General features: G+C 39.5%; 20 protein-coding genes and 5 tRNA genes. 19 read left to right on the top strand and 6 right to left on the bottom strand.

Features of this window, described 5'->3' with window-relative positions; genetic code table 11:
- Positions 1-25: 25 nt before the first annotated feature.
- The 3 genes from prmC to hemA form a co-directional block, all read right to left on the bottom strand.
- The gene (prmC, locus tag H4J61_RS11055; RefSeq protein ID WP_182185223.1) at positions 26-865 is read right to left on the bottom strand and encodes a peptide chain release factor N(5)-glutamine methyltransferase; all 840 of its coding nucleotides are present in this window, start codon (positions 863-865) and stop codon (positions 26-28) included.
- A gap of 50 nt (positions 866-915) precedes the next feature.
- Positions 916-2,004 carry a peptide chain release factor 1 gene (prfA, locus tag H4J61_RS11050; protein WP_182185068.1) on the bottom strand — a complete coding sequence of 363 codons (1,089 nt, stop codon included), beginning with the start codon at positions 2,002-2,004 and terminating at the stop codon, positions 916-918.
- 188 nt (positions 2,005-2,192) lie between these two features.
- Positions 2,193-3,461 carry a glutamyl-tRNA reductase gene (gene hemA, locus H4J61_RS11045; protein ID WP_182185067.1) on the bottom strand — a complete coding sequence of 423 codons (1,269 nt, stop codon included), beginning with the start codon at positions 3,459-3,461 and terminating at the stop codon, positions 2,193-2,195.
- Between the two features lie 267 nt (positions 3,462-3,728).
- Between hemA and lolB the strand changes: the two genes are divergently transcribed.
- The 11 genes from lolB to H4J61_RS10990 all read left to right on the top strand — a co-directional run bounded on the left by lolB (position 3,729) and on the right by H4J61_RS10990 (position 10,591).
- Positions 3,729-4,343: a lipoprotein insertase outer membrane protein LolB gene (gene lolB / locus H4J61_RS11040; protein ID WP_182138026.1), complete on the top strand. Its 615-nt coding sequence runs from the start codon at positions 3,729-3,731 to the stop codon at positions 4,341-4,343.
- A 10-nt stretch (positions 4,344-4,353) separates the two neighbouring features.
- Positions 4,354-5,214 carry a 4-(cytidine 5'-diphospho)-2-C-methyl-D-erythritol kinase gene (ispE, locus tag H4J61_RS11035; RefSeq protein ID WP_310650055.1) on the top strand — a complete coding sequence of 287 codons (861 nt, stop codon included), beginning with the start codon at positions 4,354-4,356 and terminating at the stop codon, positions 5,212-5,214.
- Between the two features lie 123 nt (positions 5,215-5,337).
- Positions 5,338-6,285: a ribose-phosphate pyrophosphokinase gene (locus H4J61_RS11030; RefSeq protein WP_182138118.1), complete on the top strand. Its 948-nt coding sequence runs from the start codon at positions 5,338-5,340 to the stop codon at positions 6,283-6,285.
- Positions 6,286-6,562: 277 nt separating this feature from the next.
- Positions 6,563-7,180, top strand: coding sequence for a 50S ribosomal protein L25/general stress protein Ctc (locus H4J61_RS11025; protein WP_182185066.1), 618 nt, complete (start codon positions 6,563-6,565; stop codon positions 7,178-7,180).
- Positions 7,181-7,308: 128 nt separating this feature from the next.
- On the top strand, positions 7,309-7,893 hold the full coding sequence (pth, locus tag H4J61_RS11020; RefSeq protein ID WP_182138024.1) for an aminoacyl-tRNA hydrolase: 585 nt from the start codon (positions 7,309-7,311) through the stop codon (positions 7,891-7,893).
- Positions 7,894-7,925: 32 nt separating this feature from the next.
- On the top strand, positions 7,926-9,017 hold the full coding sequence (gene ychF, locus H4J61_RS11015; RefSeq protein WP_182138023.1) for a redox-regulated ATPase YchF: 1,092 nt from the start codon (positions 7,926-7,928) through the stop codon (positions 9,015-9,017).
- A 975-nt stretch (positions 9,018-9,992) separates the two neighbouring features.
- Positions 9,993-10,069 (top strand) — tRNA-Met (locus H4J61_RS11010).
- 31 nt (positions 10,070-10,100) lie between these two features.
- Positions 10,101-10,185: transfer RNA gene (locus H4J61_RS11005), tRNA-Leu, on the top strand.
- Between the two features lie 51 nt (positions 10,186-10,236).
- Positions 10,237-10,311: transfer RNA gene (locus tag H4J61_RS11000), tRNA-Gln, on the top strand.
- Between the two features lie 62 nt (positions 10,312-10,373).
- Positions 10,374-10,448, top strand: a tRNA-Gln gene (locus tag H4J61_RS10995).
- Between the two features lie 58 nt (positions 10,449-10,506).
- Positions 10,507-10,591: transfer RNA gene (locus H4J61_RS10990), tRNA-Leu, on the top strand.
- Positions 10,592-10,978: 387 nt separating this feature from the next.
- Here H4J61_RS10990 and H4J61_RS10985 read toward each other — a convergent pair.
- Complete coding sequence (locus H4J61_RS10985; protein ID WP_182185221.1) at positions 10,979-12,145, bottom strand: FAD-dependent oxidoreductase; 1,167 nt, start codon at positions 12,143-12,145, stop codon at positions 10,979-10,981.
- 431 nt (positions 12,146-12,576) lie between these two features.
- Between H4J61_RS10985 and miaB the strand changes: the two genes are divergently transcribed.
- The 7 genes from miaB to H4J61_RS10950 all read left to right on the top strand — a co-directional run bounded on the left by miaB (position 12,577) and on the right by H4J61_RS10950 (position 20,590).
- Positions 12,577-14,019, top strand: a complete 1,443-nt coding sequence (gene miaB / locus H4J61_RS10980) for a tRNA (N6-isopentenyl adenosine(37)-C2)-methylthiotransferase MiaB (protein WP_182136907.1) — start codon at positions 12,577-12,579, stop codon at positions 14,017-14,019.
- 86 nt (positions 14,020-14,105) lie between these two features.
- Positions 14,106-15,185: a PhoH family protein gene (locus tag H4J61_RS10975; protein WP_182136908.1), complete on the top strand. Its 1,080-nt coding sequence runs from the start codon at positions 14,106-14,108 to the stop codon at positions 15,183-15,185.
- Positions 15,175-15,645: an rRNA maturation RNase YbeY gene (gene ybeY, locus H4J61_RS10970; RefSeq protein WP_220461242.1), complete on the top strand. Its 471-nt coding sequence runs from the start codon at positions 15,175-15,177 to the stop codon at positions 15,643-15,645. Before H4J61_RS10975 ends, ybeY begins: the two co-directional genes overlap by 11 nt.
- Positions 15,646-15,847: 202 nt before the next feature.
- The gene (locus tag H4J61_RS10965) at positions 15,848-16,726 is read left to right on the top strand and encodes an HlyC/CorC family transporter (protein WP_182136909.1); all 879 of its coding nucleotides are present in this window, start codon (positions 15,848-15,850) and stop codon (positions 16,724-16,726) included.
- 6 nt (positions 16,727-16,732) lie between these two features.
- Positions 16,733-18,292 carry an apolipoprotein N-acyltransferase gene (gene lnt, locus H4J61_RS10960; protein WP_182185065.1) on the top strand — a complete coding sequence of 520 codons (1,560 nt, stop codon included), beginning with the start codon at positions 16,733-16,735 and terminating at the stop codon, positions 18,290-18,292.
- Between the two features lie 268 nt (positions 18,293-18,560).
- Entirely contained in the window at positions 18,561-20,222 is a 1,662-nt protein-coding gene (locus H4J61_RS10955) for an amidohydrolase (protein WP_182185064.1), read from the top strand.
- Positions 20,223-20,278: 56 nt separating this feature from the next.
- Positions 20,279-20,590 carry a VanZ family protein gene (locus H4J61_RS10950; protein WP_310649811.1) on the top strand — a complete coding sequence of 104 codons (312 nt, stop codon included), beginning with the start codon at positions 20,279-20,281 and terminating at the stop codon, positions 20,588-20,590.
- A 127-nt stretch (positions 20,591-20,717) separates the two neighbouring features.
- On the opposite strand, the gene H4J61_RS10945 is transcribed toward H4J61_RS10950, so the two are convergent.
- Together H4J61_RS10945 and H4J61_RS10940 are read right to left on the bottom strand one after the other, a co-directional pair.
- Positions 20,718-21,677, bottom strand: coding sequence for a diguanylate cyclase (locus H4J61_RS10945; protein WP_182185063.1), 960 nt, complete (start codon positions 21,675-21,677; stop codon positions 20,718-20,720).
- A 2-nt stretch (positions 21,678-21,679) separates the two neighbouring features.
- A complete protein-coding gene (locus tag H4J61_RS10940) occupies positions 21,680-22,786 on the bottom strand; it encodes a response regulator (protein ID WP_182185062.1) in 1,107 nt (368 codons plus the stop codon).
- 226 nt (positions 22,787-23,012) lie between these two features.
- Between H4J61_RS10940 and tpx the strand changes: the two genes are divergently transcribed.
- Entirely contained in the window at positions 23,013-23,657 is a 645-nt protein-coding gene (gene tpx, locus H4J61_RS10935; protein WP_182185061.1) for a thiol peroxidase, read from the top strand.
- The last annotated feature ends 190 nt before the right edge of the window (positions 23,658-23,847 follow it).

Raw genomic sequence — 23,847 nt, 5'->3', positions numbered from 1 at the left:
TAAGTTTATTTTTTAGTTTTGTGCTTTATGCAGAGTAACAAGCCCAAGTAACTCGGTCATTGTGACTGTAATCTTTTATTGTTTTGATTTCGCTATAAGCTAAATCGGCTAGAATTTTTTGCACCATTTTACTTTGCTCAAAGCCATGTTCAATATACAAAAATCCACCCAGTTTTAAAAAGTTAAGTGCTTGGTGAGCAATGATTTTAATATCCGCTAAGCCATTATCCGCCGCAACTAATGCGGTTTTAGGCTCATACCTGACATCCCCTTCGTTAAGGTGATAATCATGTTCATCAATATACGGAGGATTGCTGACAATAATGTCAAAGCGCTTATCATCAGCAATCTGATTAAACCAATCACTTTGATAAATATTAACTTGTGTTAGCGCTAAGTTGTCGGCGTTGACCTTGGCGAGCGCAACGGCTTCATCGCTATAATCTACCGCTTCTATTTGCCATTGAGGTCGTTCTGAGGCTAAAGCTAAGGCAATAGCCCCCGTACCTGTGCCTAAATCTAAACAACTTAGTTCTACTGCTTGATGATGAGTTAACACCAGTTCAACTAGCACTTCAGTATCTGGACGCGGAATTAAAGTTGCCGGTGAAACTTGCAGTGGTAATGACCAAAACTCACGTAGTTGAACAATATAGGCGATAGGTTCGCCCTGAACTCTGCGCAACATGAGTTCAGCAAATTGCTTTGCTTGGCTGGTAGATAACTGATGCTCTGGCCAAGTTAATAAAAAACTTCTCGGTTTTTCAATAACAAAACAAATGAGTATCTCAGTATCTAATTTGCTGCTATCTGAGTGAGGCAACAAAAGTTGTTGACCAAAGGCGGTTAATTTAGCCAAGGTCATCGATGATAGATGTTCAACCGACAACCTTTGCGCTACAACTGATGCACTCACTAATGTTGCTCGGCAAGCTCTGCTAATAAATCAGCCTGACTTTCTTGCATAATAGGCTCAAGTACTAAGTGTAAATTACCTTCCATGATCTCGTTTAAACGATAAAGTGTCAGGTTGATACGATGATCACTCATGCGTCCCTGTGGGAAGTTATAAGTACGAATTCGCTCAGAACGATCACCACTGGCCACTAAGTTACGACGAGAAGACTCTTCTGCACTTCGGCGCTTTTCATCTTCTATTTGTTGTAAGCGAGCTTGTAATACTGACATCGCTTGGGCACGGTTTTTGTGCTGCGAACGCTGATCTTGACATTCAACCGCCACGCCACTTGGAATATGGGTAATACGAATAGCTGAATCGGTTTTGTTAACGTGTTGTCCACCCGCACCAGAGGCACGGAAAGTATCTACTTTTAAGTCAGCTTTATTGATTTCAATGGCTTGTGACTCTGGAATTTCTGGCATCACAACCACAGTACAAGCAGAAGTATGCACACGCCCTTGTGATTCAGTTTCAGGTACACGTTGCACTCTGTGACCGCCAGACTCATACTTCATTTGACCGTAAACACCAACACCGTTAACTTTAACAATAATTTCTTTATAACCGCCCTGCTCACTTTCGTTGGAGTTCATCAATTCGATTTTCCAACCTTGCTTTTCAGCATAACGGCTGTACATACGGAATAAGTCACCGGCAAAAATAGCGGCTTCATCACCGCCAGCTCCAGCGCGAATTTCAACAAAACAGTTATTGTCGTCTTTTGGATCACGAGGCAATAATAAAACTTGCAATTCCTCGGTCATTTTCTCTACCAATTTCTTCGCCGACTTAAACTCTTCTTGCGCCATTTCGCGCATATCAGGGTCTTCATCTTTAAGCATTTCTTCTGCCGCGGCAAAATCATTCTCGGCATCTTGAAAGCGATGAAAGGCTGAGGTTACAACTTCTAATTGTGAAAATTCTTTTGATAATGCCTGAAACTTTTCTTGATTAGAAATAGTTTCAGGATCAGACAATAACGCTTGTACTTCTTCAAAGCGTTCGACAAGTATCTCAAGTTTTTGGTAAACAGATTTATTCATTAAATGATCTTATATAGTCAATAATTGATGAATTACCCGCGCATTATATTCGACTATGCAGGTAATTTATACTAAATAGGTATGCAAGCGAGCAGTATAAAGAGCTTAGCTCAGAGTTTCAACGGGTGTGAAGATAGCAAAAGGTAAATTATTGCCCACTTAAATTAAAGACTAGCTAAACCCAGTGCTTAATCTTGATGGTCAATATCAAAAATATCGCGTAAGTAAATAAGCCGGTCTAACTCTCCACCTTGTGCGGCCGATTGAATGGCACTGGTGGGTGCATGCATAAATTTATTGGTTAGTTTAGTGGCAAGCTCAGCAATTACCGCTTCAGGTTTTTTGTTTGTCGCTAATTGCTGCATGGCTCTTTCAAGCAATTGATCACGACTTTCTAAACACTGTTTACGATATGAGATTACTGTATCTTGGGTATTTAAACCACGTAGCCATGACATAAAAACAGATGACTGTTCAGTCACAATACCTTCGGCTAATACCGCTTCTTTGCGGCGATTATTTAAATTTTTTGCAATAATGTTTTGCAAATCATCAACGGTGTAGAGAAAGACGTCTTCAAGATCTGAAACTTGCTCTTCAATATCACGAGGAACAGCTAAATCGACCATGAACATTGGCCGATGCTTTCTTTTCATTAAAGCCTTTTCTACCATACCTTTACCTATAATGGGTAAAGTACTACCGGTTGAACTGATGACGATATCAGCACTAGACATCATTTCTGGAATTTGTGCGAGTGTTATAACATCGGCACCAAATTTTTTTGCCATGTTTTCAGCCCGACTTAAGGTGCGGTTTGCCACCGTAATATGGCCAACATTATTTTCGTATAAGTGTTTAGCTACTAATTCAATCGTTTCCCCAGCACCCACTAGCAGAACCCGGGTTTTATCTAAACTAGCAAAAATATGTTTTGCTAGGTTAACCGCAGCAAAAGCAACAGAAACCGCACTTGCCCCTATGTCGGTATCGGTTCTCACTTGCTTAGCGACACCAAAAGTACGTTGAAAAAGCCGATCCATCACTAACGCCATTGAACCAGCCGCTTTAGCTTGTTTATAGGCTTGTTTCATTTGCCCTAATATTTGTGGCTCACCCAATACCAAAGAATCTAAACCACAAGCAACACGCATCATATGATTAACCGCTTGTTGATCTTGATGCCAATATAAACTTGGCGTAATGGTAGACGCAGGAACATTGTGGTGTTGTACTAACCAACGCACTAAACGCTCTTGCGTTAAGCTAATATCACCTTCTTGTACGATATAAAGCTCGGTTCGATTACAGGTAGATAAAATCGCGGCTTCTTTACAATCTACTGAATGGATCAGTTCCTGCAAAGCCGAACTCAAGTTATCAGGGTTAAATGATATTTTTTCCCTAATGGCCACTGGAGCGGTTTTATGATTGATACCTAATGCAACTATCGACATATGAATATATTGAGTCCAAAAAATGTTAATGGCCGGCAATGTCTGCGGCGGATGACCATTATCTTACGGCCGATTATACGCTTGTAATGACTATTTGGCGCAATTATCAGTTAGATATTGAAAAAAACCTATGATCTGAGATAAAAAATCGCGATAATTTTACGTAAGATCACCTTAAATTGAAAGCATGCAGTTATATGTTTTTGTTATTTGTTGTTTCTCTTGATATAAGCAAAGCTTATTTAATTCATTCAATTCAGGAATGCTATGTATAGTATACGACTCATTACGCTATTTTTTGTCAGTCTGTTAAGTGCTTGTTCTAGCATCAACGACATACCTGTAGAGAATAATCAAAAAAACCAAGATATTGCCACCCGCAACCAACAAGTATCACAGCTTAATAGCTGGACCATAGTGGGGAAAATAGCCTTTATCGATAGTCAAAAGCGCCAAAGTGCGTCATTGCATTGGCAAAAAAATGCAGCTGATCAAACCGAGTCGTTAAATTTATCAACCTTATTCGGCATTAAGGTATTAGCACTGACTCGACAGCAAGATAATTTTGTTTTAGAAGTTGACGGTAATCTTTATAATACGGCCGATTTAGACTATTTAATCTATACACTTACCGGTTTAGATTTACCGACTCGTGCCATGAGCCATTGGCTGAAAGGGTTAGCTTTTTTACCTACAGATAAGCTAGATTACCATGTAAAAACTCAACTCCCACAGTCCTTAACCAGTCATTATAACAATAAAGACTGGTTGATAAAATACAGTAAATATCATCATATTGGCCCATTTCAATTGGCTAAACAGCTAACGATTATTCAAGGCGATTTGCGGATAAAAATTGTCATTCATTCATGGAAAGTTTAACGAGGTTATCGTGAATAAGCAGCCCTTTATTGTATTTAAGTCACCGGCCAAGCTCAATTTGTTTTTACATATTGTCGGTAGAATGGACAACGGTTATCACCAACTAGAGACTGTTTTTCAGTTTCTAGATTACCACGACACTATCGCCTTGCGGATCACAGCAGATAAAGCCATAACGCTACTGACGCCGATTCCCGGCGTAAACAATGACCACAATTTAATCATCAAAGCTGCACGACTATTGCAAAACTATAGCGGGTGTCAGCAAGGGGTGGATATTAAGTTAGAAAAATTATTACCTATGGGCGGCGGCTTGGGGGGCGGTTCATCAAATGCCGCGACTGTGCTACTGGCACTCAATGCACTTTGGCAAACAAAGCTGACGATTAAACAACTTGCTGAACTTGGTATAACTTTGGGCGCTGACGTACCCATTTTCATTCATGGTTTTGCCGCATTTGCCCAAGGCATTGGCGAACAACTGACCCCCGCTGCACCAAAAACTTATTGGTATTTAGTTTCTAAACCCGATTGCAGCATTTCTACTGCCAGCGTTTTTACCGCGAAAGATTTAACTCGAGATACGCCCACTATACGTTACAGCGATGATGATATAGAAAATTATCACAATGATTGTCAAACCTGGGTAATAAAAAACTACCCCGAGGTTGCCAAACTACTGGCTTGGTTGATAGAATACGCACCGTCACAGATGACTGGAACTGGTGCGTGTATTTTTTCACGTTTTAGCTCCAAACAAGACGCGTGCTATGTACAATCTTTACTGCCAAACGGTATAGAATCATTCGTAGCCGAAGGACTAAATCAATCGCCCTTACATGCTGCAATTGCGGCAGTAAACGACAATTAAGTTCGGATAAAATTAATATAAATGCCATTAAAACTGGCAAAAATAAAATAATTTGCTGATATTTAACTCACCGTTTTATTCAGTATCGTAATTTAAATGTCAAAAGTTTCTAAGGAACTCGTCGTGCCTGACATGAAGATCTTTGCGGGTAATGCCACCCCTGAACTGGCCAAACAAATCGCTAATCGCTTATACATCACCTTAGGCGAAGCCAAGATTGGCAGTTTTAGTGATGGTGAAATTAGTGTTGAAATTACCGAAAACGTACGTGGTGCGGATGTTTTTATTATTCAATCAACATGTGCCCCTACCAACGATAACTTAATGGAACTAATCGTGATGATTGATGCGCTACGTCGTGCATCAGCTGGACGTATTACCGCTGTTATGCCTTACTTTGGTTATGCTCGTCAAGACCGTCGCGTTCGTAGTGCTCGTGTCCCCATTACCGCGAAAGTTGTTGCTGACTTCTTATCAAGTGTAGGTGTTGACCGTGTTTTAACGGTTGATTTACACGCAGAACAAATTCAAGGCTTTTTTGATGTACCTGTGGATAACGTTTTTGGTACGCCTATCTTATTAGAAGATATGTTAGCGCGTAACATTGAAAATCCAGTGATAGTTTCACCTGATATTGGCGGTGTTGTTCGTGCACGTGCCGTAGCTAAATTATTAGATGATGCAGATCTTGCCATTATCGATAAACGTCGTCCTAAAGCAAATATTGCGCAAGTAATGCACATCATTGGTGATGTTAAAGGACGTGACTGTTTTATCGTTGATGATATGATTGATACTGGTGGTACATTGGCAAAAGCGGCAGAAGCATTAAAAGAACACGGTGCTAAACGCGTATTTGCTTATGCAACTCATCCAGTATTTTCTGGTAATGCGGCTGAGAATATAAAAAATTCAGTGATTGATGAAGTTGTTGTCACTGACTCAATTCCACTATCAGATGAAATTAAAGCGCTAGGTAAAGTTCGTCAACTTACCTTAAGTGGTATGTTGTCAGAAGCTATTCGTCGAGTATGCAACGAAGAATCTATTTCTGCGATGTTTGATGCTTAAGCGTTAATCAACAAATATCATTCAAAAAAAGCACCCTTAGGTGCTTTTTTTTATTGTTATCAATCAAAAGCCCTTACTCATAATAGCCTTACCTTTAAAAGTAACATAAGTAATGGATTTAGATTCATCGGAGTGTTATCATGCTGCGCCTTTTTTAGCTAATTACGCTTGGATAGTACTTCACTAGTTAATCGCTAATTAACCGACAAAAAAGGAACAGGTTGCTTTTGGTCGCAAAAAGCAACGACCTTTAATTATTAAATAATGGATATAACCCATGACTGATTTATTTACATTGGATGCTGAAGTACGTACAGATTTAGGGAAAGGTGCGAGCCGCCGCCTACGTCACGCGAGCAAAGTTCCAGCGATTTTATACGGTGAAGGCCAAGAGCCTGTTTCTTTAACGTTAGCGCACAAAAATGTTTTTCGTGCTCAACAAGAAGAAGCATTCTACTCTCACGTTTTAACTATCAACGTTGATGGCAAGCCTGTTGAGTGTCTTTTAAAAGACATGCAACGTCACCCGTTTAAACAACTTGTAATGCATTTAGATTTTTTACGTATCGATGCAACCCATGTTGTGCAAGTTAATGCTCCAATTCATTTCCTTAATGAAGAAACAGCAGAAAAACTAGGTGGCAAAATTGCTCATCTAATGAATGAAATAGCAATTACATGTTTACCTGCTGACATTCCTGAGTTTATTGAAATTGATGTTGCTAATTTAGCTGTTGGTGAAACAATACATTTATCAAATGTTACTTTGCCTAAAGGCGTTACATCTGACGAATTAGCTAAAGGCGAAAGCCATGATCAAGCCGTTGTTACTGTGAACGCTCCTAAAGTTCCAAATGCAGACAGCGAAGCAGCTGAAGAGGCTGCAGCTGAGTAATAGTTAACTTTACTCATGATGAACAAGCTTAAAGGGAGATGTTTTTATAACATGCCCTTTAAGCTTTTTAGTTTTAAATACACTTGAATTTATTGACCTTAAGTTTAATAACAAGAGTAAATAATTAGATGGCGATTCAATTAGTAGTCGGCTTAGGAAATCCAGGTTCCGAATACAGTAAAACCCGTCATAATGCTGGTGATTGGTTCGTTCAAGAGCTTGCTGCACGTAACAACATTTCACTAAAGCCAGAAAAAAAATACGCTGGCCTATACGGTAAGGGTTTAATTGCTGGGCAATTAGTTCATCTTCTCATTCCTACTACTTTTATGAATTGTAGTGGTAAAGCCGTAGCACCTTTAGCCAATTTTTTTCGTATTCCTGTTGAAAGCATTCTTGTTGCTCACGATGAGCTAGATATGTTACCTGGCGTTTGTAAAATCAAACAAGGTGGCGGCCACGGTGGCCACAACGGCTTACGTGATATCATTTCATGCTTGGCTAATAACAAAGAATTTTATCGGTTACGCATTGGTATTGATCATCCAGGTCATCGCGAACGCGTTACTGGGCATGTGCTTGGCAAAGCGCCGGCCAATGAACAAAACTTAATTGACCAAGCGATAGACGAAGCTGCGCGCTGTTTTGAAATTTGGCAAACAGACGACATTAAAAAAGCACAAAATCGTCTACATTCTTTTAAAGCGCAATAAAGGTTATTGCGTCAACATAATAGGTAAACATCATGGGATTTAAATGTGGTATTGTTGGCTTGCCCAACGTAGGTAAATCAACGCTTTTCAATGCGTTAACTAAAGCAGGTATTGAGGCAGCAAACTTCCCCTTTTGTACAATCGAGCCTAATACGGGTGTTGTGCCTGTACCCGACCCACGCTTAGACGCATTAACAAAGATAGTAAAGCCAGAGCGTGTGTTAGCAACCACCATGGAATTTGTTGATATTGCAGGCTTAGTGGCTGGCGCTTCAAAAGGTGAAGGTTTAGGTAACAAGTTTTTAGCTAATATTCGTGAAACTGATGCCATTGGCCATGTTGTTCGTTGTTTTGACAATGACAATATTATTCACGTTGCTAATAAAGTTAGTCCAATCGATGATATTGAAGTGATCAATACTGAATTAGCCTTATCTGATATGGACACGGCAGAACGCGCTATTTTTCGTTTAGCTAAGAAAGCCAAAGGTGGCGATCAAGAGGCTAAATTTGAAATGCCAGTATTGGAAAAAATACTAAAACATGTTGAAGATGGTGAAATGATCCGTTCTTTAGTCTTAACTAAAGAAGAAAAAGCTGCCGTTGCTTATTTAAACTTTTTAACCATCAAGCCAACTATGTATATTGCCAATGTTAATGATGATGGTTTTGAAAATAACCCTTACCTTGACCAAGTGCAGAAAATTGCTGATTCCGAAGGGGCGATAGTTGTCGCGGTTTGTGCTGAAATTGAAAGCGAATTATCTGAAATGGATGATGAAGACCGTATTGAATTTATGGCTGAAATGGGCTTAGAAGAGCCTGGCCTAAATCGTGTTATCAATGCGGGTTATTCTTTACTTCACTTGCAAACCTATTTTACCGCGGGTGTAAAGGAAGTAAGAGCTTGGACAGTAAAGCAAGATGCTACAGCACCACAAGCGGCTGGTGTTATTCACACTGATTTTGAAAAAGGCTTTATCCGCGCGGAAGTAGTTGCCTATGATGATTTTATCGAGTTTAACGGTGAGTCTGGTGCGAAAGAAGCGGGTAAGTGGCGCTTAGAAGGTAAAGAGTATCGCGTTAAAGATGGCGACGTGGTGCATTTCAGATTTAATGTTTAATTTTTAATGTTTAATTTTTAATTTTTAATTAAAGTTTAATCGACCCAATAAAAGAGAGCTTAGGCTCTCTTTTTTTTTCTCTCATAACCTCGCACTTGATCTCTTTAAAGTTAACACTAGCTCTGTGCATGTAAGTAAAGCGCTTGTCATCATCCTCAAACATTAAAATACAATTAAAAGATAATTAAAAGATAATTCAGTTATCCCCATTTAATTAAGTGGACTACTTGTTCATACAGAAAAATGGATAAATGGTATATCAGGGTATTTTTTCATTTTAACCATTAAAAATGAACAGGTCATTAATCAACTTGCTATTAAATAGCCGTTTCACTTCAAGGCGTAGTTGCAGAGCTAAGCTAGAACATCGGATTAAGGCACAATTACCTATATAGCTAGAAACTTCCGACAAACATTAATGTACTAATGCCGTTGAGCCATGGATAGCTGAAAACGGCTAAGGACGGCGAGATAATTATCAATCAGTATCTTGCCTATATAAATGTCGGTACTTACCTTTAAACTTTAGTCTTTAATCTTTTGTCTGGAGCCATAAACATCGGCCGTGAGGAGTTTTCACTGCGCGCAACAAGATCATAAACGTAATAAAACGGCTATCACTCTTCTTCGACTTACTGAAATCTACCAACGAAATAAAAAAAATTGGTTTTAAAGCAGACTTAGTCAATCAATAAGACAATAAAACATAAAACGTTTAGCAAAATTTTAGTGATCATTAAAAAATCTCGTGGTAAAAGCTAGCAAGGAAGTTATTAAATAGTCATGATAAGTAAACTCATTAAACTAGCTTACGATTAACTTTGTCTTTTGGGGGCTATTTCTGTGCAGATATCCGACAAATTGCACAGCGATTAGCCAAACAAGAAAAAAGTCTTATTTTTTGATAAAAAACGGTTGACGTAAGGCGATCAGATTTGCATAATACGCGCCACTTGCTTAGAGGCGAGATGGAAAGGCTACATAGCTCAGCTGGTTAGAGCACATCACTCATAATGATGGGGTCCCAGGTTCAAATCCCGGTGTAGCCACCACTTTCCACTCTTAGTAAGAAATAGAAAAAATGCGGGTTTGGCGGAATTGGTAGACGCGCTGGATTTAGGTTCCAGTATCGAAAGATGTGAGAGTTCAAGTCTCTTGACCCGTACCATTCTACTAACAAGTATCATCATGATATTTGTTAGAAAGTAAGTAACATTGTTGGGGTATAGCCAAGCGGTAAGGCAGCGGGTTTTGATCCCGTCATTCTGAGGTTCAAATCCTCATACCCCAGCCACTTTCTTCTAAGTTATTTGAAAGTTCATCAATGTTTCTCACTTTAATCTAAAAGTATCCAGTTGGGGTATAGCCAAGCGGTAAGGCAGCGGGTTTTGATCCCGTCATTCTGAGGTTCAAATCCTCATACCCCAGCCACTTTCTTTTATGTTAATTGTTTTATGATTTCAATTTATTGAGATTACTACCTGAATATGCGGGAGTGGCGGAATTGGTAGACGCGCTGGATTTAGGTTCCAGTATCGCAAGATGTGAGAGTTCGAGTCTCTCCTTCCGCACCAATTCTAGATATAAATTTTCTTCCTGTACTTCTATATAGTTATCATCATTAAACTTCTCTTATACATCTCCTAGATACTAGCTATTATTCCCCATAAAAAATACACTTTAACTTTTAATCTAAGCTGATTTTTACTCTCGATCCCTTTCAAAATAAATACGCTTGCTACTATTCTGATCATTTCTCCTGATTCAAAACATACTGCTATGTTATTTATTTAATCACTATCGCTGCATGGATGCGTTTATTAGACCTTGCAGGCGCCTATTGTCCTGAACAAGGCATTATTAAAATAAACGCCCTGTCTTTGGCCGTTTTCCCTGCGAATAAAGTAGAGCAGATAACTAATCAAACGGGAATCAAACGGGTATAAGATATTAAATTAACGCTATACACCACACGCATAAGCTAAGGCTTTATTTTTCAAGTTTGGCACTTTATTTACCATCATTAAGCCCGCATTTCGGGCAAGCTTGACTAAAGGTGATACATGGCCAAATGACAAATATAATGCATCCATCGTCGTCATCATTAATAAATTATCCGTTCTTCTTTTTTGTTGATAACGCGATAAAACGTCTGGTTGATGCCATAACTCGCCATCACCGATAGCTTTTGCAATAACATGCTGCAAGGCTTTAACATCTTTAAAGCCTAAATTAACCCCTTGTCCTGCCATAGGATTAATCGTATGTGCCGCGTCGCCTATTAACAGTACTCGGCCTTTCTGGTATTGATTCGCATGTCGCCGTGTTAGGGGAAACGAGGCTTTATTAGTAATGGCTATTTTTCCTAAACAGCTTGGAAAATGCTGCATTATCTCTTGCGCTAGAGTGTCATGGGATAATGCTGATAAGCGCTTTATTTCATCTTTATTATGATACCAAACTAATGAAGCACAATTGCCTGACATAGGGAGCATGGCAATCGGGCCTGTTTGAAAAAACTGTTGCCAAGTTATATCTTGTTGTGGTTTTTCTGTCTCGACATTGATTAACAGAGCAGATTGGGCATAGTCCCAACCTGTGGTGCCAATATTCACCAGTTTACGGACATAAGAATTCGGACCATCGGCACCAATAACTACGTTAGCTTTTATAGTGCCTGACGATAAAGTTAACTCAACGTCTGTCGGACTTTGCTCAAGTTTAATTAAGGTTTCAGGGCACAATAAAGTAATATTGCTGTGTTGCTGCATTTGTTGCCATAAAGAAAGTTGTATCAACCTATTTTCAACAATATGGCCTAAATGCGTTTGTTCGATATCTTTGGCATTAAACTCGGTGTAGCTGCGCTCAATCTCCCATACGCCAAGGCGCTTATAGGGGCACACTCGCCATTTTTGCAACTGCTGCCAAGCACTTAATTGTTTTAACAATTGCTCTGAGGCTAACGAAATCGCTGAAACCCTCAAGTCAAAGGCTTGTTCAGGAGAAAACTTTTTTGGCACACTTTTTTCAATAATGGCCACACTTAATCCTAACTCAGCCAGTGATAAAGCACTTGCCGCACCTACCATGCCACCACCAACAACAACACAATCAAACTGATTCATCATGATTTTTACAACTTTATGAACGTTAGGTTATTCTACCCAACCTGATATCTTAATTCGATGTTTATGTGCCAGATTATGCAGCAATAACCACATCACTCATGTTCTGATTATTTTAGCTGATGAGCCTAACTCACGACTCGGTTATTTATTTGCTCGTTTTACCCGCAGATAAAGTGAACCCTCGCATTAATGAACCGAATAAAACTCAAGTAAAGCACTCGCAACAAAACGCCCCATTAAGCGTTTAAAGGTCAAACTAGGCGCTTCAAATTTATGATGACTCATAGCGCTAAACTAAAAACTTAAAACTATTTTTAACCAAGATATTTCTAAGCTAGCATCATAGGCAAAGAAAGAGTAAAATATGCCTCCTTAAATTCTCTAGCAAAAACTAGAATCAATTCATAGAAAAGATTAGGCGCGAAACAATGAGTAAAAAGCTATATATCAAAACTTGGGGCTGTCAAATGAACGAGTATGACTCGCAGAAAATGGCTGAACTTTTAGACTCTACCCATGGCTTTGAATTAGCCGAAGCAGCAGAAGATGCTGATGTTATCTTACTTAACACCTGCTCTATCCGTGAAAAAGCACAAGAAAAAGTGTTTCATCAGTTAGGTCGTTGGAAAAACCTCAAAGTAAAAAATCCTGATTTAATCATAGGTGTTGGTGGTTGTGTTGCTTCACAAGAAGGCGATGCTATTCGTCAACGTGCCCCTTATGTAGATATGGTTTTTGGTCCACAAACCTTGCACCGTTTACCTGAAATGATCCAGCAAGTTACCGGTCACAAAGGTCATGTTGTTGATGTGAGCTTCCCAGAGATTGAAAAATTTGACCGTTTACCTGAGCCAAAAGCCGATGGGGCTACTGCCTTTGTTTCTATTATGGAAGGTTGTAGTAAATATTGTACCTTCTGTGTAGTACCTTATACCCGCGGTGAAGAAGTCAGTCGTCCGCTTGATGATGTATTATATGAAATTGCTCAACTTGCCGAGCAAGGTGTGCGCGAAGTCAATTTACTTGGCCAGAATGTTAACGGTTATCGCGGCGATTCGCATGACGGTAGTATTTGTCGTTTTTCTGAACTGTTGCGCCTAGTCGCTACCATTGACGGTATTGACCGCATTCGCTATACCACATCACATCCAATCGAATTTACTGATGATATTATTGATGTTTACGCTGATGTGCCTGAGCTTGTTAGTCACTTACATTTACCCGTGCAAAGTGGCTCAGACCGTATTTTAACGCAAATGAAGCGTGGCCATACCGCTTTAGAGTACAAGTCTCAAATCCGTAAATTGAAAAAAGTTCGACCTGACATTTGTATGTCATCTGACTTTATCATTGGTTTTCCAGGTGAAACTGATGCGGATTTTGAAGCGACCATGAACTTAATTAAAGCAGTAGATTTTGATTTAAGTTTCAGCTTTATTTACAGTGCTCGCCCAGGTACGCCTGCGGCCGATATGGTTGATGACATTAGTGATGAAACTAAAAAGCAACGTTTACAAATATTGCAAGACCGTATCAGTCAACAAGCACTGCAAATTGCACGTCATATGCTTGATACCGAGCAACGTATTCTAGTTGAAGGTCCGTCCAAGAAAAATCCAATGGAATTGCGTGGCCGAACAGAAAACAATCGTATCGTAAACTTTGTTGCTCCACATACCGTTATTGGCCAATTTGTTGATGTTAAGATTACGGATGTTTATGCCAATTCGTTACGTGGTGAACTGGTTCGTCAAGAAAGTGAAATGGGGTTACGTATCGCCCATTCACCCGCTGACATTTTAGCGAACAACCATCACCAAGCAGAACAAAATCCAGTGAATGAGCTAGGGGTAGCCACCTTTACGCCTTAAGCTATTATTATTCATAAAAGTAAATATTAAGGGCAAATAATTATTTGCCCTTTTAACATGTTACTTCAAACACTTGGGAGCAGCAATTGAGTAAAAATACCAGTATAACTTTTGAACTATCTCCAGCCGATAATAATCGTCTGGCCAATTTGTGTGGCGCTATAGACGACAACCTTAAGACGATAGAACGTCGAATGGGCGTTGAGATCAGCTACAGAAGCCATGAGTTTAAAGTCACCGGTAAAAGTGTCAATGCAGAGGCTGTGAAGCAACTTTTGATCAATCTTTACCTTGAAACTGAAACCGTTAAAGGTAAGTCAAACACCATTACCGCTAAAATGCTGCACTTAGCCATTGTCGAAGCCGGAGTCTTAGAAGCCGCACCAAGCAAGCTTGATGCTAAATACGACGATATGGTGACGATAAAGACCAAACGTGGCATGGTCAAGCCACGTAACGAAAGCCAGCAAAGTTATGTCCAAAATGTGATTACCAATGATATCAGCTTTGGTGTTGGTGTTGCCGGTACAGGTAAAACTTACCTAGCGGTGGCCTGTGCTGTTGATGCTTTAGAGCGTCAAGAAGTCAGACGTATATTACTGACCCGCCCAGCCGTAGAAGCGGGTGAAAAGCTCGGATTTTTACCTGGTGATTTATCGCAAAAAGTCGACCCATATCTACGTCCGTTATACGATGCGCTATTTGAAATGCTCGGTTTTGAGAAAGTTGAAAAGCTGATTGAGCGTAATGTCATCGAAGTGGCTCCATTGGCCTACATGCGCGGTAGAACATTAAACGATGCCTTTATTATTCTTGATGAAAGTCAAAATACTACTGTAGAACAAATGAAAATGTTCTTAACCCGTATCGGCTTTAACTCGCGCGCCGTGATCACAGGTGACATAACTCAGGTAGATTTACCACGCGGACAAAAATCTGGCTTACGCCATGCTATTGAAGTATTAGTGGATATACCCGGCGTTAGTTTTAACTTCTTTCAAGCAAAAGATGTGGTACGCCACCCTGTTGTCGGTCATATAGTTGAAGCTTATGAAGCGTTTGAGCAAAAAGAGCAGCGCTTAAAAGCAGAAAAACAACAAGCGCGCGAACAACAGCAAAAAGCAGAAGCCTTAGCCGCTGCAAGCGAAAGCAAACATGGCGAATAACGTGGCTAATATTGTCGTCGATTTACAATTGGCTTGTGATGATAAGACGGTGCCTGAACTCAGTGACTTTCAACGTTGGACTGAGGCCGCGCTAGTGCCATATGAAAAATCATTTGAACTTACCATTAGGTTGGTCAATAGTGATGAAAGCCGCCAGCTTAATCATCAATATCGAGGCAAAGACAAAGCCACCAATGTTTTATCATTTCCATTTGAAGTACCTGATGGCATTGAACTGGATTTATTAGGTGATCTTATTATTTGCGTTGATGTTGTTGAGCAAGAAGCCGCAGAACAACACAAATCTATCAATGCCCATTGGGCGCACATGGTTGTACATGGCTGCTTACATTTATTGGGTTTTGATCATATTGACGATGATGAAGCAGAAGAAATGGAAGCACTTGAAACGAAAATAATTACCGGTTTGGGCATTGCTGCGCCTTATGAAATACAATAGCAGCCAATATTTAATCGTAAGCGGGCTCATTGATGAATTCGCTTAGTATAAATATCAAACCATTATTTGATCTCTGTCAGTAAAATAGTTACTGAAGAGAATATGCAACAATTTAATACTTGAAATTAACTACGATCGGTTACAAACTAGTCGAATAATTAAATAGTACTAAATTCAACGAACAAGGAATTAAAAAGGCTCTATGAGCGACGACCAACCCCACTCTAGTAACGGTTCTTCAAATAAGTCAATCTTGACTAAGATTATACAAATATTTACCGGAGAACCGAGAAGCAAAGAGCAGCTAGTCAATGCATTAAATGATGCTGAAAACCATGAATTTATCAACCCTGAGATCAAGCAAATGATCGAAGGCGTACTCGAAGTATCTGATATGCGAGTACGTGATATTATGATCCCTCGGTCACAAATGGTCACCTTAGATATTAATGATCCATTAGAGAAATCACTCGCCATTATAGTGGATTCTGGACATTCAAGATTTCCCGTGATTAATGATGATATTGACGACGTTGAAGGCATCTTATTAGCGAAGGATTTACTCGCTTACGGCTTTAGCCAATTCGATGAAACATTCACCATTGCACAAATTATTCGTCCAGCCATTATTGTTCCTGAGAGTAAAAAAGTTGATCCACTTTTAAAAGAGTTTCGCCAACAGCGTTATCATATGGCGGTTGTCGTTGATGAATACGGTGGTGTTTCAGGTGTGGTGACCATTGAAGATATTCTAGAGCTGATTGTTGGTGAAATTGAAGACGAAACCGATGATGCCATGGAAGAAGATATTAAGTACCTTGCCGGTCAAGTTTATCAAGTGAAGTCACTTACCGACCTTAACGACTTTAATAATTACTTTAATTTTCAATTCAATGAACGTGATGCCGATACCATAGGGGGTATTGTTACCCAACACTTTGGTCATATGCCGAAAAAAGGTGAAAAAATAACCATCAATAAAGTTATATTCAAAGTCACCGCTGCCGATAACCGTCGCATTCAAACCTTGCAAATTACCGTACCAAAAGAGCATGTAGTTGCAGGTAAAGTTGCTGATTAATCCTTTATGCTAAATAAATTCTTTACACGAATTAACCACAAGATCATTAATAAAGACAATGGCCTCAGTTTTTTACTGGGGCTTGCATTAGTACTCTGCTATGCACCATTTTCTTATTATTGGCTGATGGCAATAATATTACCCACTTGGCTATATTCGCTACAAGGAAAATCAGCTAGAGCGGCAGCCAAGCAAGGTTTTATCTTTGCCTTTGGTTGGTTTTCTGCGGGTATCAGTTGGGTACATGTCAGTATCGACCAGTTTGGTGGTTTACCGCTGATTGTGTCGATATTATTAATGGTGCTGCTGTGTGTCTATTTAGCGCTATTTCTCGCCCTTGCCTGCTATTTGGCTGCGCGTTTTTCCTATCAACAAAAACTTAATCTTTGGCTTTTATTACCCTTTTGGCTACTTGCTGAGTTCTTACGTGGCGTATTACTCACCGGCTTTCCTTGGTTAACTTTAGGTTATAGTCAGATTGACGGTCCTTTGGCTGTGTTTGCCCCTATCATGGGCGAGAAAGGTATCAGCGCCCTAGTCATTACCCTCAGCATTGCCATAGTTTATATTGTTAAACAGCGCAAACCTTGGCGACATATTGCCTTACTTGTCGCCATTAGTGTAGCAAGCCTAGCCTTACAGAATAAAGTTTGGGTGTCAGCAACAGGTCAGTCTGTTAACACTGTGATGGTACAAGGCAATATCAAGCAAGCAATGAAATGGTCGCCAGAGTTAACTTGGCCAACCATGTTAAGCTACTTAGATTTAACCCGGAAAAATTATCCTGCTGATATTGTTATTTGGCCAGAGTCAGCCATCACCGCAATAGAGCCAAGTACCCAAGCGCAAGATTTCTTACAAATAGCACAAAACTCAGCCTTATTAAATAACAGCGCTATTATTTCCGGTATCATTGATTACAACATCAATAGCAGAAATTATTACAATAATTTAATCGTACTGGGTAAAGAATTACCGAGTGACAGTCAAGGAAGTTACCAATATAACAATCAGAATCGTTATGCTAAGCATCACTTACTGCCCATAGGTGAGTTTGTGCCCTTTGCTGATTGGTTAAGACCACTAGCAGCGATTTTTAATTTGCCGATGTCGTCTTTTAGTCGTGGTGAATATGTGCAAAAAAACCTCGTCGCTAATGGTTATCACTTACTACCACTGATCTGCTTTGAAGTCGCTTTTGCAGAGCAACTTAGCGCTAATTTTTCTAACCAAACTGATTTACTCTTAACCGTGAGTAATGATGCTTGGTTTGGTGATTCACATGGCCCACACCAACACTTAGAAATTGTTAGAATGCGTGCGCTAGAGTTTGGCCGACCTTTCTTACGGGCAACCAACAATGGCATTACCGCTGTTATTGACCATCAAGGTCGTATTCTTAAACAAATCCCACAATTTGAACAAGCGGTACTGAGCAGCCAAGTAGCTTTAGTTACTGGACTAACACCTTATGCGCGCTACACGCGTGTTATCGACTTTGTTATTCCTTTATTACTTTTATTACTGGCGGTGATACGCCGTTTTCAATATAGAGCCAAATCATAAAACCTTAACAGCCGTGCTAATAACACAGACTTTTATCACAACAAAAAACGGTGTTAATAAGCCCTACCACAAGCAAAATAAGTTAATCGTCAATAGTGCTAGGACTTAACACCTGGACTAAGGTTATGATTTTATCTTATTCTCCTTTCAGAGCCTTTAGGCCTTTTGCTCATAAAAAGCTCCGAGTCCATAGATAAAACAGCTAAAGTTTTCATTATTTTTCATGTTAGTATTTAGTGATAATAAAAAGGTACATCAAGGAAATACAATGATTAGACTATCCACCTCAATAAAGTCGGCAATACTCATCGCAACATTGAGCCCAGCCCTAGTGTTTGCAAAAACTACGTTAATTACCAATATTCAAGGCTATACCATAACGGGCAGCGAACTAGAAAGCTTCGCTGCGATTGCCTTTACCGATGACAAAATCGATAAAATATATTCTGCAACAGACACGCTACCAAGCAGAAAAAATTTAACCGTGATTGATGGTAAAGGAAAAACCTTAATCCCGGGTTTGATTGATTCCCATGGTCACATTTTAAACTACGGTTTAAGCCTATTACGCGCAGATTTAGTCAACAGTGCTTCAGAGCAAGACGCCGTTAATAAGACCTTAGCCTACGCCAAAGCCAACGCGGGGCTGACATGGATACAAGGTCGCGGCTGGAACCAAACCCAATGGCCAAGTAATGCCTTCCCTAATGCAGAGAGTTTAGACCAGCACTTTATCGAGCAACCGGTCTGGCTTGAACGTGTTGATGGCCATGCCGGCTGGGCAAATTCAAAAGCGATGGCGCTGGCAGGCATCACAAAAGATACCGTATCACCAGAAGGCGGTGAGATTATTAAAGATAAGAATGGCCTACCTACAGGTGTTTTTATCGATAATGCCATGGCACTCATTAATGACAGTATCGCGCCTTTAACTATCAAACAGCAAAAACAAGTGTTGGTCAAGGCGATGGACTCGCTTGCCAGTTATGGCCTTACTAGCGTGCATGATGCTGGTATTGACACCGATAACCTTAATGCCTTTAAAGAACTCAGCCAAGAACAAGCGATGAGTATTCGCGTTAATGCTATGTTGTATTTACCGTCGGCTAAGTGGCAACAAACGTTAGCTAACGGTCAATATCGCAGCAAAGACGATATGTTAACCTTTAATAGCGTTAAAATTCAAACCGATGGTGCCTTAGGCAGTCGCGGTGCGGCATTAATTGAAGATTATTCTGACCACCCAGGTCATAAAGGCTTACTGCTAAATACCCCGAAAGAATTTGAACATTTAGTCAATACTTCAATGCGCCAAGGCTATCAAGTTAACAGTCATGCCATTGGTGACAATGCGAATAAACTGGTACTTGATACCTACGAAAAACAGATCAAAGCGACTAATACCAAATCGTTACGTCACCGTGTTGAACACGCACAAGTATTACGACTTGAAGATATACCGCGTTTTGCAGCGCTAGATCTTATTGCTGCCATGCAAGCAACCCACGCGACCAGTGATAAAAACATGGCACAAGACCGACTTGGGCCAAGCAGAATGTTAGGCGCCTATGCCTGGAGAAAGTTACTCGATGCTAAAGTAATGATTGCGGCTGGTTCAGATTTCCCCGTTGAATCACCCAATCCATTTTTTGGTCTACATGCCTCAATTACTCGTCAAGATCATACCAATAGTCCCGAAGGTGGTTGGTTTGCTGATCAGAAAATGACACCACTAGAAGCTTTTAGAAGTTTTACCTTAGATGCCGCCTATGCCGGCCATCAAGAAAACATCATTGGCAGCTTAGCCCAAGGGAAGAAAGCTGATTTTGTTTTACTCGACAATAATTTATTTACCATGCCTGAGCAAAATATCTGGAAAATATCGGTGGATAAAACTTGGGTAAATGGCAAATTAGTGTATAAAAAGTAGTGACTATCATCGCAATAATAAACTTTATTAAGCAGTTTTGGCAGGCTATAACAATCGTGATTTTAGTACTAATAACGGTTGCTTCGCTCTACCCTGCCCAGCATTTGCCCAGTGTACCTGGCAGTGATAAAACCCATCACTTTATTGCCTATTGCGCTTTAATGTTGCCTACCGCACTACGTCGGCCTAAGTATTGGTTAGCCTTTGCCTTGTTATTCATTACGTGGAGTGGCTTAATTGAATTGATTCAGCCACACGTTAATCGCTATGGTGAATGGTTAGATCTGGCGGCTAACACCGGAGGTGTAATATTAGCGATAATTATTGCACAAGGGCTACATGGATTAATTGCGCTAAAGAAAGCATAATATAATCAGTAAGCTAGCATCAGTAAACTAGTATGCTGCGCTTATGAGCACTGAAGTATTAATGCGTTTATGAAGATAAAAAAAGCCCATATGGGCTTTTTTTATCTTCATCATACTGGCTATAACATCACTTTTGATGAACCGTTACTTTATTACGGCCATTATCTTTCGATTGATATAAAGCGTTATCGGCATGCTCAAGCCACTGTCTTTCTGAGCTATAGTTTGGTTGAATTTGTGCAACCCCTAAACTAATAGTGTATTGAACCTCAATGCCATTATAAATAACCACTGACTCTGCTACTGTTTTACGCAAGCGCTCAGCAAATATTAGCCCGCCTTCTGCATGAGTGTCCGCCAATAAAATAATAAACTCTTCACCGCCATAGCGAGCTGAAATATCAGTTTCTCGTACTTGTTCACGGATAAACTTAGCTAAATGGCGAATCACATCATCACCTACTAAATGGCCATAGTTATCGTTAACAGCCTTAAAGTGATCTATGTCTAACATAACTAAGCAACTAGCATGTTGGTTACGCGTATAGCGCTTAAACTCAGCAGCTATACATTGCTGCCAATGATTGCGATTAAATAATTGTGTCAGGCCATCGGTTCGACTCAAAATAGCTAAATCAGCGTTAGCCTTTTTTAACTGCTTTTTCTGCGTAGCATTATCAGTTACGTCGTAAACTAATAAACATAAATGAGAAACTTCACCCGTAGTCGACTTTAAAGGAATAAAGGTTGTATTTTGGTACATAAACTCAGCGGTACCGGTAATAGGGCGATAATTGTTAAATTTGAAGACATAAGGGCGTTGCTCCCAAATAGTAAACGCTTTGTTTTTTAATAAAAAAACTGATTCCGCTTTACGACGAAACCAGTCTTGGGGTATTTCGTCAAAAAGATCAAAGAGTAACTTACCTTTAACTTCACGCGGCAATAAGCCACTGTGGTTTTCCATAAAACCATTCCAAATTTGAATGGTGTAATCACGATCAAGTACTACCAGGCCAACATCAATGGTATGAAGTACTTCCATCATCCAATGTAATTCGTTCAACTGTTCAGTTTGTAATGACATGATTAATCCAACAAGTAAGCTATTTTATGATTAAGTACGGCTAACGATTGTTCAGTAAAGAGCAGCAGTAGATCAAATTTAATAGGGTAGTTTTCGATACTATAACTAATTTCAATCGCGAGGGTTTTCTTCCATTTATTAGTATTTGTCGCAATTAATTCAGAAATTTTCCTATGTTGACCCAACACAACTGGATGGCCCTGACTAAAGGACATATCAAGCTGTTCTGCAATACCACTTAAACACGCACCAATAAGTAAATTAGCCATATCCATTAACAACTCTAACTCAACATTGTTGTCTAATTTATCTTCATATTTCATCAAAGAAGCAATGTCTTTAAAGCTGGAGTCATTAAGAATTAAAAGTGCTTCGCCTGAGATGCCAGCACCAATAAAACCTTGACAGATACCTGAGGTTTCATCTTTGTTCTCAACGTCCGAAAGCGCCATGGTTAACTCACTGACTTCAATTAAATTAACATTAGGAATGGGTAAAACAACAACAACGTCCAGTAAACGAGCGAGCAAATCGCCTGCCTGCCCCATAGCTACATTAGTGATTTCTTGATAACAATCAAGCATTTCACTATCAACTTTAGTAATGCACTTCTGGGTTGCTGCCACAGCAGGCTTTCTCACTGATGCGCTTTTTACCGGGCCAGTTGATTGATTTATCAGTTTAGCTGTATCATTTTCATTTTCATTTTCATTTTCATTTTCAGCAATGATGAGATCTTCTTTACTGAAAACCCCATAAGCACTCAATACTTCAGTGAGTTTGCTTTTATCAACCGGTTTTTTAATGAAGTCTAATGCACCTAACCCCTTCACTCTTTGATGTGCTTCAGGTTGAATATCACCTGATATAACAATGGCAAGGGTTGGCAGGTCTTGTTTCAATATGGTTTCTAGTACTTGATAGCCATCCATTTCTGGCATATTCAAATCAAGTAATAAGATATCACCTTTACCTGCCTTAATTGCCGCTATGGCTTCAACACCATTACTGGCAAATGTTAAGTCAACATCCCAGCCATCAGGAAGTGAGCGCGCGACTTGTTTTCGCGCCATAGTGGAGTCATCACAAATAAGTAAAGAAGTTGGCATAACAAAAAAGCCCTAGGTTGGGATAGCAAAAGATAACTCAAGTGAAATTTTCAGCAAGATATACTCAGGAATAAAAGATTAAGATATATTTATGCTACGACATTTAGTGGTGGTTTTTTAAAATAAAACACGATTAATTCGCATTTTTTTCTACACTTTTTCTACACTTTTTTCTTACAAAAAGGTAAGCTTGGGGTCTAGTTTACCTTAAGTAAATATCGAAATTATGAATATTTTTAAATTAACCGCAATTGCCTTACTTAGCTCAGTGTTTTTCTCTTCAGCCAGCGCTGATATTTCTGTACCTGAACTGACAGAAACTACCAATTTAGTCATGGCAGGTAATAAGTACGTTACCTTACTTGGCAATCAAGTAAAAGTAGGAGATCAAGCACCTGACTTTAAAGTAGTAACTCAGTCATTTTCACCCGTTACCTTGGCTGAATTTAAGCAAAAACCTGTGTTAATTTCAGTTGTACCGAGTTTAGATACTGGTGTTTGTTCTATTCAAACTAAGCGTTTTAATGATGAAGTAGCAAATTTACCCGAAAACGTGGTTATGTTAACCATTAGCAATGATTTACCTTTTGCGCAAAAACGTTTTTGTAAAACTGAAAAAGTAGAAAATATCAAAGTGTTATCTGATGCTGTCTGGCGAGATTTTGGTCATAATTATGGTTTGCTTATTAAAGATATGGGCTTGTTAACACGCGCTATTTTCATTATTGATGTTGACGGAAAAATCGCTTACAAAGAATTAGTCGGCAATATTTCTCAACACCCAGATTACGACACAGCGTTAACCAAATTAAGGTCAATGGGTCAAACAGTTCAACCAACAAAAACCACAACAAGTGAGCATTCTGGCTAGCACTTTTCAAACGATAGCATGATGAGAGCCAATATAAAATATTAGCTCTCATCAACTAACAAGCGTAAAACAAATAATTATATATTTAAAAATCAACAAGTTAAAAATCAATTTAACAATAACTCAACTATATCCCCTCCTTGCTCTTGAAATTAAATGCATTAATCCCATCTTTAATAGTGTAGTCGCC

Source organism: Colwellia sp. MB3u-4, assembly GCF_014077065.1.
In the GTDB taxonomy this organism is placed as follows: Bacteria; Pseudomonadota; Gammaproteobacteria; order Enterobacterales; family Alteromonadaceae; genus Cognaticolwellia.
Note: the sequence above shows the minus strand (reverse complement) of the source record. Positions and strands in the feature narration are given on the sequence as shown.

Bases quoted from the DNA above. Each gene is read 5' to 3' on its own strand.
- ybeY (WP_220461242.1), top strand. From the start codon at position 15,175: ATGGCGAATAACGTGGCTAATATTGTCGTCGATTTACAATTGGCTTGT.
- ychF (WP_182138023.1), top strand. From the start codon at position 7,926: ATGGGATTTAAATGTGGTATTGTTGGCTTGCCCAACGTAGGTAAATCA.
- H4J61_RS10965 (WP_182136909.1), top strand. From the start codon at position 15,848: ATGAGCGACGACCAACCCCACTCTAGTAACGGTTCTTCAAATAAGTCA.
- H4J61_RS10940 (WP_182185062.1), bottom strand. From the start codon at position 22,786: ATGCCAACTTCTTTACTTATTTGTGATGACTCCACTATGGCGCGAAAA.
- H4J61_RS10945 (WP_182185063.1), bottom strand. From the start codon at position 21,677: ATGTCATTACAAACTGAACAGTTGAACGAATTACATTGGATGATGGAA.
- prfA (WP_182185068.1), bottom strand. From the start codon at position 2,004: ATGAATAAATCTGTTTACCAAAAACTTGAGATACTTGTCGAACGCTTT.
- hemA (WP_182185067.1), bottom strand. From the start codon at position 3,461: ATGTCGATAGTTGCATTAGGTATCAATCATAAAACCGCTCCAGTGGCC.
- prmC (WP_182185223.1), bottom strand. From the start codon at position 865: ATGACCTTGGCTAAATTAACCGCCTTTGGTCAACAACTTTTGTTGCCT.
- H4J61_RS10955 (WP_182185064.1), top strand. From the start codon at position 18,561: ATGATTAGACTATCCACCTCAATAAAGTCGGCAATACTCATCGCAACA.
- miaB (WP_182136907.1), top strand. From the start codon at position 12,577: ATGAGTAAAAAGCTATATATCAAAACTTGGGGCTGTCAAATGAACGAG.
- tpx (WP_182185061.1), top strand. From the start codon at position 23,013: ATGAATATTTTTAAATTAACCGCAATTGCCTTACTTAGCTCAGTGTTT.
- lolB (WP_182138026.1), top strand. From the start codon at position 3,729: ATGTATAGTATACGACTCATTACGCTATTTTTTGTCAGTCTGTTAAGT.
- H4J61_RS10985 (WP_182185221.1), bottom strand. From the start codon at position 12,145: ATGAATCAGTTTGATTGTGTTGTTGTTGGTGGTGGCATGGTAGGTGCG.
- lnt (WP_182185065.1), top strand. From the start codon at position 16,733: ATGCTAAATAAATTCTTTACACGAATTAACCACAAGATCATTAATAAA.
- H4J61_RS11025 (WP_182185066.1), top strand. From the start codon at position 6,563: ATGACTGATTTATTTACATTGGATGCTGAAGTACGTACAGATTTAGGG.
- pth (WP_182138024.1), top strand. From the start codon at position 7,309: ATGGCGATTCAATTAGTAGTCGGCTTAGGAAATCCAGGTTCCGAATAC.